8 protein-coding genes and 1 pseudogene are annotated in these 12,797 nt (G+C 74.1%); 3 read left to right on the plus strand and 6 right to left on the minus strand.

What is annotated here, in order from left to right:
* Positions 1–95: 95 nt before the first annotated feature.
* Together E1283_RS20190 and gmd are read right to left on the minus strand one after the other, a co-directional pair.
* The gene (locus tag E1283_RS20190) at positions 96–2,849 is read right to left on the minus strand and encodes a CBM96 family carbohydrate-binding protein (protein ID WP_132819508.1); all 2,754 of its coding nucleotides are present in this window, start codon (positions 2,847–2,849) and stop codon (positions 96–98) included.
* Between the two features lie 148 nt (positions 2,850–2,997).
* Positions 2,998–4,020: a GDP-mannose 4,6-dehydratase gene (gene gmd / locus E1283_RS20195; protein WP_132819509.1), complete on the minus strand. Its 1,023-nt coding sequence runs from the start codon at positions 4,018–4,020 to the stop codon at positions 2,998–3,000.
* A 79-nt stretch (positions 4,021–4,099) separates the two neighbouring features.
* On the opposite strand from gmd, the gene E1283_RS20200 reads away from it, so the two are divergent.
* On the plus strand, positions 4,100–5,095 hold the full coding sequence (locus E1283_RS20200; protein ID WP_132819510.1) for a GDP-L-fucose synthase family protein: 996 nt from the start codon (positions 4,100–4,102) through the stop codon (positions 5,093–5,095).
* On the opposite strand, the gene E1283_RS20205 is transcribed toward E1283_RS20200, so the two are convergent.
* The 4 genes and pseudogenes from E1283_RS20205 to E1283_RS20220 all read right to left on the minus strand — a co-directional run bounded on the left by E1283_RS20205 (position 5,089) and on the right by E1283_RS20220 (position 10,403).
* Positions 5,089–6,600, minus strand: coding sequence for an exopolysaccharide biosynthesis polyprenyl glycosylphosphotransferase (locus tag E1283_RS20205; RefSeq protein ID WP_132819511.1), 1,512 nt, complete (start codon positions 6,598–6,600; stop codon positions 5,089–5,091). The two genes, E1283_RS20200 and E1283_RS20205, sit on opposite strands and share 7 nt — an antisense overlap.
* Positions 6,601–6,805: 205 nt before the next feature.
* Positions 6,806–7,651, minus strand: a complete 846-nt coding sequence (locus tag E1283_RS20210; protein WP_132819512.1) for a heme ABC transporter ATP-binding protein — start codon at positions 7,649–7,651, stop codon at positions 6,806–6,808.
* Positions 7,648–8,646: pseudogene (locus E1283_RS20215) on the minus strand (FecCD family ABC transporter permease); the annotation flags it as partial. The pseudogene E1283_RS20215 and the gene E1283_RS20210, both read right to left, overlap by 4 nt.
* Before the next feature lie 743 nt (positions 8,647–9,389).
* Complete coding sequence (locus E1283_RS20220; protein WP_132819513.1) at positions 9,390–10,403, minus strand: heme/hemin ABC transporter substrate-binding protein; 1,014 nt, start codon at positions 10,401–10,403, stop codon at positions 9,390–9,392.
* A gap of 172 nt (positions 10,404–10,575) precedes the next feature.
* Between E1283_RS20220 and E1283_RS20225 the strand changes: the two genes are divergently transcribed.
* On the plus strand, positions 10,576–12,030 hold the full coding sequence (locus E1283_RS20225) for an HtaA domain-containing protein (RefSeq protein ID WP_243744970.1): 1,455 nt from the start codon (positions 10,576–10,578) through the stop codon (positions 12,028–12,030).
* A partial coding sequence (locus E1283_RS20230; protein ID WP_207930467.1) for an HtaA domain-containing protein occupies positions 12,027–12,797 on the plus strand: 771 nt, incomplete at its 3' end. The genes E1283_RS20225 and E1283_RS20230, both read left to right, overlap by 4 nt.

Below are 12,797 nucleotides of genomic sequence, written 5' to 3' on the forward strand. Positions count from 1 at the left end.
GCCCCCGCCCCCGCCGTCGCCGCCGCAGGCGGACAGCGCGGCGAGGGCGGCGGCCGACAGGAATCCGGTGAGCCCCAGCCGCAGGCGCCCCCGCATCAGGGCGCCCCGAAGGTGAGCACCAGCTGCGGGCGGTAGCTGCTCTGGCTGGCCTCCCTGGCCCACAGCCACAGGCTGTCCGTGCCGTTCCCCCGCAGCGCCACGTCGAAGTCGCCGCCGAGCGCGGCCCGTACCGAGGCCAGGTCGAGCGGCACCGAGTAGACGCCGCCCGGCGCGTCGGGGGAGCCGAGGGTGCCGAGCACCGTGCCGGAGAGCGCCGGCCGGTTGGCGTACGTCGTGGTGGTCTCGCCCCAGGCGCCCTCGACGGGCACCACCTGGAAGTCGTCGACGGAGCCGGCCACCGGGTCGTCGGTCACCCGCACCCGCAGGGCCGCGCTCTTGAGCACCTGTCCGGCCGGGGCGGCCGGCAGGTCGAAGTCCAGGTAGGCCTCGTACGCGCTGCTGCCGCGCACCGCCAGGTTCTGGTGGGTGCCGTAGTTGGTGTTCAGCGCCGCGCCGTTGACGTAGGTGTCGGCCACCGGGGCCAGTTGGGTCACCGAGTCGGTCGGCAGCGAGGCGGCCTGGTAGTGCGCGGTGACCCGGGCGGCGGAGAGCTGCGTCGGGTAGACGGCGGTCTCGTCGAGCTGCCCGGCGAAGTGGTCGCTCGCCGGCCGGTTGGCCCAGTTGACCAGGCTGTCGCCGCCGGCCCGCCAGTAGCCGGTGACGTTCCGTGCCGAGGTGTACAGGCTGTTGACCGCCGCCAGCTGGCCGTCGACGTACAGCCGCATGCCGTTCGCGCCCACCGAGCCGACGACGTGGTGCCAACGGCCGTCGTTGTAGCGGCCGGAGCCGGTGATGACCCGGTTGGCGCCGTTGATGATGCCGAACGAGAGCCGGCCGTCGTTGAGCATGTAGAGGTTGTTGTCGCGGACCGTGCTGGGCTGGAGCGTGCGGTTGCCGAAGCCCAGCAGCTTGCCGCCCTGGGTGGTGGTGGTCCTGAACCAGGTCTCCACGGTGAAGCGGGTCATCCCGGAGAAGCTTCGGTCGCTGTAGGTGTACGAGTCCACGCCGTCGTGCCCGACGGAGGCCGCGTCCGGGCCCGGGACCGCGCCCGGGGTGACGCCGCGCTGCGGGCCGCCGCGGTGCACGCCGTTGTTGCCGTTGCCCGAGAGGTCCGAGGCGAAGTTGTTGGCGGTCTCGTCGGACCGCCAGTACAGCAGCGGGCTGTCGGCCAGCACCGTGTTCACGTACGGCTGGGTGCCGCCGGCCGCGGTGGCCGTGACGGGCGCCGAGAGCGCGCTGGTGTTGCCGGCGCCGTCGGTGGCGGTGATCCGGTAACTGTGGCTCTCACCGGCCGACATACCGGTGTCGGCGAAGGCGAGCTGCGGCCGGCTCCAGGGCAGGGTGGACGCCTGGACGGTGTGGATCGGCTGGCTGCCGCCGTCCCGGTAGACCCGGTAGGTGAGCAGGCTGTCGTCGAGGTCGAGGCTGGGCCGCCAGGTCAGGTCGATACGCCCCGGCGTGGTGCTGGTGGCGTGCGTCTCCGGCACCGAGGGCGCGCCGCTGTCCGGCGAGGTGGCGAAGCGGGTCAGGCCCCACTGCGGCGAGCCGTTGACGGTGGTGAAGCCGCCGCCGACCCAGAGGAAGTCCCGCTCGTCGTCCGGGTGGTCGGTGACGGAGAGCAGGGTGCGCGGGCCGATCGCCTCGCCCAGACCGTCGTTGGTGTTGGGGAACCAGCCCAGCTTCTCGCCGGTGGTGGTGTCCTGGGCGAACAGGTGGTAGCGCTCCTGGTCGGGGAACTCGCCCATGCTGGAGCAGTCGTGGGCGTGGTGGGCGCTGTAGACGACGGAGCCGTGCACCTCCACGTCCTGGGTGGCGCCCAGGCAGGTGTCGCGCCAGCGCTCGTTGAAGGTGGCCAGGTCGAGCGCGATCCGGCCGTCGAACACCCCGCCGCCGGTGCCCTCGTTGGCGGTGTAGAAGCCGGTGGCGTCGACGGCGATGTCCTGCACGGTCGAGGTGTCCGGGATGAAGCCCCGCCCGTAGGTGCGGACGTTGGCGCCGGTGCTGGCGCTGACCACGGCCAACGCGTGCGAGCTCGCGCCGTTGATCGTGAAGAAGTCGCCGCCGAGCAGCACGTTGGCGCCGTCCGGGGTGACGGCGACGGTCTTGCCGATCTCGTCGGCGTTGGCCACCCAGCCGGGCACCACGGCGCCCTCGGTGGTGACGGCGGCGAACCGGCTGCGCGCGGTGCCGCTCAGCTGCGTGAAGTCGCCGGCCAGGTAGACCCGGTCGTCGGTGGCGGCGATACCCCGCACGATGCCGTTGGCGGCGGCGGGGAACGGCTTGCGACCGCAGCTCGGGATGTCGAACGCGGCCACGCTGCTGGCGCCGACGCCGTTGACCGAGCCGAAGGTGCCGCCGGCGTAGAGCGTGCGCCCGTCGGGCGAGACGGCCAGCGTCCGGACGGTCGCGGTGCCGGAGCCGACCGAGAACGACAGGTCGCAGTCCACCGGTTCGCCGGTGGCGGCGTCCAGCGCCACGAAGTTGCCCACCGGCTGCTCCTGCGTGCCGGAGGCGGCGCCGGGCGGCCGGACGGTGGAGAACGTGCCGCCGACGAAGACCACACCGTCGGCCTCCGCGAGCGCGTACACGATTCCGTTGGTCTGCCAGGTCGGCAGCTCGTCCGCCGTCATGCCGAGCGGCGGTGTCACCGCCTCCGCGTCCGGAGCCACCGGGCCGGCCAACACCCCCCCACCGAGCGCCAACACGAGCGCCGCGCCCGCGGCACTTCGCAGGAAGCCTCTGGCTTTCATTGCCTCACCCACTACCCAACTCGCCTTACCGATCTGCCTTCCGGCCCCACTTGGACCAACCAACGGGCCGTCAGGTTGTGCGCGAACAGTGGTGCGATCGGGACACGTTGTGAAAGCCCCGCGCAGCCGGACCGACGGACGGGTCGACTCAGCGGTCGATCCGAACCCGCCGCCCGCTCAACTCCGCGTCCAGCGCCTCGACGTCGGCGGCCACCATCAGCTCCGCCAGCTCGCGCCAGCGCACCTTCGGCTCCCAACCGAGCACGTCACGCGCCTTGGACGCGTCACCGATCAGGGCGTCCACCTCGCTCGGCCGCTCGTACTTCGGATCGAACCGCACATGCTCCGTCCAGTCGAGACCGCCCGCCGCGAACGCCGCCGTCAGGAAGTCCCGCACGGTGGCCGCCACCCCGGTGGCCACCACGTAGTCGCCCGGCTCGTCCTGTTGGAGCATGCGCCACATCGCCTCGACGTACTCGGGCGCGTAGCCCCAGTCGCGCACCGCGTCCAGGTTGCCCATGTAGAGCCGGTCCTGGAGGCCGGCCCTGATCCTGGCCACCGCCCGGGTGATCTTGCGGGTGACGAAGGTCTCGCCCCGGCGCGGCGACTCGTGGTTGAACAGGATCCCGTTGGCCGCGTAGAGCCCGTACGCCTCACGGTAGTTGACCGCCGACCAGTAGCCGTAGACCTTGGCGCAGCCGTAAGGGCTGCGCGGATGGAACGGGGTGCCCTCGTGCTGCGGCGGCGGCGTCGCGCCGAACATCTCGGAGGACGACGCCTGGTAGATCCGGGTGTCGATGCCACTGGCCCGGATCGCCTCCAGCAGCCGCAGCGTGCCCAGCCCGGTGACGTCGCCGGTGTACATGGGCACGTCGAAGGAGACCCGGACGTGGGACTGCGCCCCCAGGTTGTAGACCTCGTCCGGCCTCAGCTCGCGCAGCAGGTTCACCAGCGCCACGCCGTCCGTGAGGTCCGCGTGGTGCAGCACCAGCGTGCGGGACGGCTCCTGCGGGCTCTGGTAGATGTGGTCGATCCGCTCGGTGTTGAACGAGGAGGACCGCCGCACGAGGCCGTGCACGGTGTAGCCCTTGGCCAACAGCAACTCGGCGAGATACGAGCCGTCCTGCCCGGTGACCCCGGTGATCAACGCCGTCCTGTTACCGCCACTCATCGCGGCCCCAGCCTCTCTCTCCGCACTGTACGTATGGGTGTTCGTTCAGGTATGTGGGGACATGGCACAATCCGCTGCCATGACGACACTGCTGCCGCCCGACGCCCGGATCTTCGTCGCGGGACACCGCGGCCTGGCCGGGAGCGCGATCGCCCGCCAACTCACGGACCAGGGCCACGAGGTGATCACCAGGGGCCGCGCCGAGCTCGACCTGCGGGACGCCGACGCGACCCTGCGTTTCCTCCGCGACACCCGGCCGGACGCGGTGGTGCTGGCCGCCGCCACGGTGGGCGGCATCCTCGCCAACGACCGCTACCCGGTGCCGTTCCTGGAGGACAACCTGCGGATCCAGCTCAGCGTGCTGGGCGGCGCGCACGCGGCCGACGTCGACCGGCTGCTGTTCCTCGGCTCCTCGTGCATCTACCCCAAGCACGCGCCCCAGCCGATCACCGAGGACGCGCTGCTGACCGGCCCGTTGGAGCCGACCAACGAGCCGTACGCGCTCGCCAAGATCGCCGGCATCTCCCAGGTGCGGTCCTACCGGCGGCAGTTCGGCCGCCGGTACGTCGTGGCGCTGCCCACCAACCTCTACGGCCCGGGCGACACCTTCGACCCGGAGAACTCGCACGTGCTGCCGGCCCTGATCCGCCGTTTCCACGAGGCCGCGCGGGACGGGCGCGACGAGGTCGTGCTGTGGGGCACCGGCACCCCGCGCCGCGAGTTCCTGCACAGCGACGACCTCGGCCGGGCCTGCGTCACGCTGCTGCGCGACTACGACGGGGACTCGCCGGTCAACGTCGGCGTCGGCGAGGACCTGACGATCGCCGAGCTGGCCGCGACCGTCGCCGAGGCCGTCGGCTTCACCGGCCGCGTCGGCTGGGACCCGAGCAAGCCGGACGGCACGCCGCGCAAGCTGCTCGACGTCTCCCGGCTCGCCGCGCTCGGCTTCGCGCCCACGACGCCGCTGCCCCGCGGCGTCCGGGAGACCTACGAGTGGTGGCTGGCCGAGGGCGCGGCCGCCGAACGGCCGCGCCGTTACGCGACGGCGCCCGTGGATGCCGCGCGTCATCAGTAGGCGCCCCGGCCGTCGACGACCGCGCGGAAGGTGCGGGCCAGGACGTCCAGGTCGCCGGTCACCGACCAGTTGTCGGTGTAGAAGAGATCCAGCGCCAGGCCCTCGTCCCAGGACAGGTCGGAGCGGCCGCTGATCTGCCACGGGCCGGTGATCCCCGGCTTCACGCCGAGCCGGCGCAGCTCGACCGCGCCGTAGCTCGCCACCTCCTCGGGCAGCGGCGGCCGCGGCCCGACCAGCGACATCTCGCCCCGCAACACGTTGACCAGCTGCGGGAGTTCGTCCAGCGAGGTGCGGCGCAGGAAGCGGCCGAAGCGGGTGATCCGGGGATCGCGGCGGATCTTGAACAGCGGCCCGTTCAGGTGCTCGTTGAGCCCTTCGAGCTCGGGCCGCCGGGACTCGGCGTCCGGCACCATGGTGCGGAACTTCCACAGCGTGAACGGGGTGCCGCGGTAGCCGATCCTGGTCTGCCGGTAGAGCGCGGGCCCGTGCGAGTCCAGGCTGACGGCGAGGGCGAGGACGGCCAGCAACGGGGCGAGCGCCACCAGCGCGGCGCCGGCCGCCACCCGGTCGAGCGCCGACTTCAGCGCCGGCTGCGGGCCGCGGCGCAGCGGCGGGTCGATGTGCAGCAGGTTCAGGCCGGCGGCGCTGGAGACCGTGAGCCGGCGCAGCGCCACCTCGGACAGCCCGGAGGCCACGGCGAGTTGGAGGCCCGCGTCCTGGACGGCCCAGCAGATCCGGCGCAGCCGCTCGCCGGTGAGCAGGCAACCGGGCGCGATCAGCACCAGGTCGGCGTCCTGGTGGCGGGCCGCGGCCAGCACCGTGCTGCCGTCCGGGCCCTCGGGTATCAGGTCCGGGACGGCGGGGGAGCGGTCGAGGGCCGCCGCGAGCCGCCCCAACTCCTTCACTCCCGAGGTGAGTTCGCCGGCCTCCCCGACCAGCACGGTGCCGACGACGACATAGGCGTGGTCGGTGCGGGCGGCCAGCTGGGCGGTGACCTCGTCGACCGGTGCCGGCTCGCCGATCACCAGCACCCGGCGCACCGCCCTCGCCCGGTGACGTTCCGCCAGCAGGTGCCGGTGCAGCAGGGCGCCCGTCACCGCGGTGAGCAGCAGGGACGGGACGAGGGCGAATAACGCCGAGGCGACGGTGGACCGTTCGCCGGTCACGGCACGCAGGCCGGCGAGCAGACCGAGGAACAGCAGCCAGTCGTGCAGGGTGGGCAGCAGGCCGCGGGTCTCCCCCAGGGAGCGTACGCGGTAGCGGTGGTGGATCACCCGGATCGTGACCCAGGAGAGGGTGGCGACGGTGGCGGCGGCGAGCGGGCGGGGCTCCGGCGCGAGACTGTAGACCGCGAGCACCGGGACGAAGACGCCCAGCACGTCGGTCGCGACGACGACGGGCGGATACCAGGGGGAGGACTCGCGGCGGCCGAGTGGCCGAAGGGCGGCCGTCGTTGGTCTTCGGGCGAGACCGGAGCGCGGGGCGTTGGGCTGATGATGACGCATGGACCCCCCAAGGTGCGGATGCGGCAACACTGAGCGGTGAAGCAGCTGCGGCAGGAGTGCAACGGTACTGCGTTGATGGGGAAAAGATACGGAGAAGAACGGCGCGCCCTCATCTCCCCCCGGGTTCGCGCCGACCGCAGAAAAGGCTAGGGCATGCAACTACCGTTTGGCGTGCGTTGGCTATAACTTTCCCTGGTTGTGGGGTTCATGGGTGGGATCGCGCCACGCGCCGGGGCACCACGAGGTGAACTCCCGTGCGGGGGTGGGGCAGCACCTCGACGGGATGCTGGTACACGCGGCTCAGTAGCTCTTCTGTGAAGACCGTGTCCGGTGGCCCGTCGGCGGCGACCCGGCCGTCGTGCAGCACGGCGGCGCGGTCGGCGTGGGCCGCGGCGAGCCCGAGGTCGTGCAGCACCACCACGACGGCGTCGCCGGCGCCGGCGCGCGCCCGGCACACGCGCAGCACCAACTCCTGGTGGCGCAGGTCGAGCGCGGCCGTCGGCTCGTCGAGCAGCAGCAGCGGGGCGCGTTGCGCCAGCACCCTGGCGAGCGCGACCCGGGCGCGCTCGCCGCCGGAGAGCGCCGAGAAGGGACGCTCGGCGAAGGCCGTCACCTCGGTGGCCGCCATCGCCTCGGCGACCGCCGCGTCGTCCTCGTCCTCGGCGGGCGTGCCGGCCCAGGGCGCGCGCCCCATCCGCACCACCTCGGCGACGGTGAACGGGAAGGCCAGGTGGGCGTTCTGGGGCAGCAGGGCGCGGCGCAGCGCGAGGCCCCGCGCGCCCCAGGCGGCGGCCGGGCGGCCGGCGACGGTCAACTCGCCGCTGGTGGGCGGCAGGTCGGCGGCGAGCGCGGCCAACAGCGTCGACTTGCCCGCCCCGTTGGGGCCCACCAGGGCCAGCACCTCGCCGGCGCGGACATCGAGGTCGACGCCGGTCAGCACGTCGCGGCCGCCGAGCCGGACGCCGAGGCCGGCGGCCCCGGCCAGCGGCTCGCCGGGCACCGGCCGGGCCGGCGGCTCCAGAGCCCGGTCGCGCAGCAGCCGGCCGATCATGCCCAACCCCCCTGTCGGCTGCGGGTCCTGCGGAGCAGCCAGAAGAAGAACGGGCTGCCGATCAGCCCGGTGATCACGCCGAGCGGCAGCTCGGCCGGCTCGGCGACGGTGCGGGCCACCAGGTCGGCCGAGAGCAGCACCAGCGCGCCGCCGGCGGCACTGGCCGGCACCAGGAACCGGTGCCCGGGACCGGCCACCATCCGCACCAGGTGCGGCACGACGAGGCCGACGAAACTGATCACACCCGCGACGGCGACGGCCGCCGCGGTGAGCAGTGCGACGACCAGGATCAGCGAGACCCGCAGCCGCTCCACGTCCACCCCGAGGTGCCGGGCGGGCCGCTCGCCCAGCGCCAGCAGGTCGAGGCGCCTGGCGTGGACGGGCGCCGCCAGCAGGCCGAGCGCGGCGCAGGGCAGCACGGCGAGCACCTTGGGCCAGGTGGACTGGGAGAGCGAGCCGAGCTGCCAGAAGGTGATCTGCGAGATCTGGGCGTTGTCGGCGAAGAAGATGAACAGGCCGACGAGCGACATGGCGAAGGCGTTGACGGCGATGCCGGTGAGGATCAGCGTCACCACCTCGCTGCGGCCGGCGGACCGCGACAGCGCGTAGACCAGCAGCACGGTGAACAGACCCGTCACGAACGCGAAGACGGTGACCGTCCAGTTGCCGAGGACCTCGATGCCGAACGCGATGGCGGCGACCGCGCCGACGGCGGCGCCGGTGGACACGCCGATCACCCCCGGCTCGGCCAGCGGATTCCCGAACACGCCCTGCATCAGCGCCCCGGCGCAGCCGAGCGACGCGCCGACGAGCATCGCGAGCACGACGCGGGGCAGCCGCACGTCCCACAGCACGCTCTCGCCGATCCGGTCCAACGGCTGCCCGCCGAGGTGCAGTCGGTGCCGGACGGAGGAGAGCAGGTCCCCGAGCGGGATGTCGTACGCCCCGATCGCCGCCGACGCGAGCGCGACCCCGACGAGGGCGACGACCAACCCACCCCCCAGCCACCCGGCCGCGGGCCCGGCCGCGCCTCCGGCGCGGCCGGAAAGCGACGGGCCGGCTCCGCCGGCCGGAGCCGGGCCCCGGCCCGGCCGGCCGCCTCCGGCGGGGGCCGCGCCTGCCGGCGCGCGGTCGGCCTGTGGCCGAGCGCCTCCGGCGGCCGCGCCGGGCGCGGTTCCGCGTGCCCCCGCCTCCGGCGGGGTGGGGCGGTCGGCCTGCGGCCGTTCGCCGTTGGCCGCGCCTTGGGCGGCCGCGCCGGGCGACGGCTCCGTGCCTTCGGCGCGGGGCGTGCCTGCTGGCGCGCGGTCGGCTTGTGGCCGAGCGCCTCCGGCGGCCGCGCCGGGCGCGGGGCCGCCGGCCCTCGCCTCCGGCGGGGTGGGGCGGTCGCCGGCCGACGACTCCGGCGAGGCGGAGCGGTTGGCGCGTGGTGGAGCGCCGTTGCTGCCGGCCTGTTCGGCCACGCCTCCGGCGCGGGACGCGCTTGCCGGTTCCCGGTCGGGATGCGGCTGGTCGCCTTCGGCGCGGCCCGCGCCGGGCGCGGGACCGTTGGCGGCGGCCGGCGCGGCGGGGCGTCCTTCGGCCGCGCCTCCGGCGGCCCCGGGCGACGGCGCCGCGCCGGGCGCGGTTCCGTCCGCCCCCGCCCCCGCCCCCGCCTTCGGCGGGGCAGGGTGGCCGGCCGGCGGGCTGGTCGGTTCCTCCGTGCCTTCGGCGCGGGGCGCGCCGAAGGCGCGGCCGGTGGTCATTCGGTCGGTCCGGCGTCGTGGATCTGGGTGGCCAGGGAGGCCAGTACCTCGTCCGTGCGCGGGCCGTAGTTGAGGAGCATGCCGTCCTCGACGCTGGCGACGCGGCGGTCCATGCCGGCGGGGGTCTGGGCGACGCCGGGGAGTTCGAGGAGGCCGTCGACGCCGTCGACCGACTCCAGGCCCTTGGACATCACCAGGATCACGTCGGGCGCCGCCGTGACCAGTGCCTCGCTGGTGATGGGGGTGAAGTCCCCCTCCAGGCCCGCGTCCGCGCCCGCGTCGACGCCGCCGGCCGCCTCGATCAGGGAGGTCGCGCCGGACTCGGCGCCGCCGATCAGGAAGACGGACGCGGAGCCGCGCAGGTAGAGGAAGGCCACCCGGGGGCGGTCGCCGTCCGTCGGGATCTCCGACTGCGCGGCCGCGATCCGGTCCGCCGTACGGGAGTTGAGCTGCTCGCCGGCGTCCGGCACACCGAGCGCGGCGGCCACCGCGTCGATCCTGGTGGTCACGTCGTCCAGGCTCGCGGCCGCGTCGAGGACGACGACCGGCACCCCGGCCGAGCGGATCTGGTCGATGGCCTCGGCAGGACCGCTGGTGGACTCGGCGAGCACCACGTCGGGCCGCAGCGACAACACGCTCTCGGCCGAGACGTCGTGGCCCCTGGTGACCACCGGCAGGTCGGCCGCCTGCTCGAACGTGGCCGTGACGTCCCTGGCGGCCACCCGCTCCCCGAGGCCGAGGGTGAAGACGATCTCGGAGATCGACCCCGACAACGGCACGATCCGCTCGGCCGCTTCGACGGTCACCCGCTCACCGTCCACCGAGTCGACCGTGACCGGAAGCGAGGGCGTCGGCGCCGGCCCCGACAGCGGTTCGACCCGGTCGACGGCCGGAGCGGCGGAGTCCGAGCCGGTCGCCGCGGCGGAGGGCGAGGGCGAGGACGAGCCGCCGCACGCGGTCAGCAGCAGGAGCAGTGCGCCAAGGGCCGCCAGCGGGCCAGCTCGCTTCATCTCTCCGCACCTTTCCGATTCCCGGGGCCGTGCCACCTGTCGCGGTGGCTCACCGTGGCTTAGGTTAGCCTAACCTCAGTCGTCGACCCGGTTCGTCGGGAGGGACCCTTCGATGCTGTCCAGGATGCTGCCCGGAACTCCACGCCCACGACGGCGTGGGCTCCGCGCTCTGTTGCCACTCGCCGCGCTCGTACTCGCCGGCCTGCTCGCGCCGTTCGCCGGCGTCGCGCAGGCCGCCGAACGCGCCGTGGCAGGCGGCCGCCTCGACTGGGGCATCCGCTCGTCGTTCCAGAGCTATGTCACCGGCCCCATCGCCCAGGGCAGTTGGACGCTGAGCGGCGGCGCCGCCACCGTCGGCCAGAGCGAGTTCCGCTTCCACTCGGCCCGCGGCGACTACGACCAGGACAGCGGCGCCCTCACCGCGAGCTACTCGGGCGGCGTCCGCTTCGTGGGGCACCAACAGGAGGACGGCGCCTACGAGTTGGACCTCACGATCAGCAACCCCACGGTCAGCGTCTCCGGCAGCTCCGGCACCCTCTACGCCGACATGCGCAGCAAGGCGCGCGGCAGCGGCGAGATCACGGAGTCGACGCAGGTGCCGCTGGCCGCCCTCGATCTGACCGGGGTCGACCTGCGCGGCGGCACCCAGATCGCCGTCTCCGGCATCCCCGCCACCCTGACCGCCGAGGGCGCCACCGCCTTCGCCGGCTACTACCAGGCGGGCGACGCCCTGGACCCGGTCAGCCTGACCGCCGACACCGAGGACCCCGAGCCGGCCCCGAGCGAACCGAGCCCTGACGCGTCGGAGGAGAGCCCGGAGCCCACGGAACAGGACGGGAACGCCGACGAGAACGCCGGGGAGTTCGTGGACGCGGCCGTGGACTGGGGGGTGCGCCGCACCTTCCGGGAGTACGTCACCGGGGAGATCGCGGCCGGCGGCTGGGAGCTCGCCGACGGCGCCCAGGACGGCGGCGCGCTCTTCAGGTTCCCGGCGGGACAGGGCACCGCCGACCCCGAAGCCGGCACCGTGGACGCCGAGTTCACGGGCGCCGTCACCTTCACCGGCACCGACCTCGACCTCACCATCGGTGGCGTCACCGTCTCCGTCGCCGACGGCACCGGCACCCTCGTCGCCGACGTCACCGCCGGCGACGAGGAGACCCGGGCCGACCTGCCGCTCGTCACCTTCGCCGCCGCGCCCGACCAACTGGCGCCCCGCGACGGCCTGATCCTCCTCCAGGAGGTGCCGGCCCAGCTCACCGAGGAGGGCGCCGCCACCTTCGGCGACCTCTACCAGCCGGGCACCGAGATGGACCCGATCACGCTGGCCGTCGCGCTGGACGCCGACGCCCAACTGCCCGCCCTGCCCGACCTGGGCAGCGAACCCGCCGCCGCCGCCGAGCCGGAGACCGCACCGTCCCCCGACGAGGAGTCCTTCCAGGCCGACGAGACGGACGGCGGCGCCCCGAACCTCGCCCCGTTCGCGATCGGCGCCGGACTCCTGCTCGTCCTGGCGGCCCTCGCGTTCGGCGTCCTGCGCCGCAACCGCCGCAACCGCCGCGCACGGCCACAGCCACCGTCACCCACCACGACCGACACCCCCTCCGAGGAGACAGACCCCGCATGAGGCCCACCAGACCACTGCTGCTCGCGGCGGCCACCGCCACCGTGCTGAGCGTGACCTCCCTGGCCGCCCCGGCCCTCGCCGACGACGGCGGCTCCGCCCCGTCCACCACCATCGGCCTCACCGACGGCACCCTGGACTGGGGCGTCAAGGAGTCGTTCCGGCGCTACATCAGCGGCCCCATCGCCGGTGGCACCATCACCGTCGCGGACGGCGCCGAGACCAACTCCGCCGGCGGCTACCGCTTCACCGAGGGCACCGGCACCTACGACCTGACGACCCACGCCGTGGACACCGGCTTCGAGGGCAGCGTCCGGTTCCAGGGCCACGCCGGCGAGTTGGACCTGACCCTCGCCGAGCTGCGGGTGGTCACCGAGGGCACCGGCGGCGCCATCGTCGCCGACGTGACGGTCGCCGGCACCACCACCGAGGACGTCGAGTTCGCCAGCCTCGACCTGTCGGGCGTCGCGCCAGGACAGGGCGAGGGCGGCGCCATGGTCTTCGCGGACATCCCCGCCACCCTCACCGAGGACGGCGCCGAGGCGTTCGAGTACCACGGCAACCCGATGTACCAGCCCGGCACCGCGCTCGACCCGGCCACCCTCACCGTGACCCCGGTCGCCGAGGAGCCGGAGGAGCCCGGCACTCCGGAGGAACCGGAGGAGCCCGGTAACCCGGAGGAGCCCGGTAACCCGGAGGAGCCCGAGGAGCCGGGCACCCCCGAGGAGCCCGGCACGCCCGAGGACCCCGAGACCCCCGCCCCCGAGGAC

The sequence above is a fragment of the Streptomyces hainanensis genome (assembly GCF_004348415.1).
Lineage (GTDB): Bacteria > Actinomycetota > Actinomycetes > Streptomycetales > Streptomycetaceae > Streptomyces > Streptomyces hainanensis.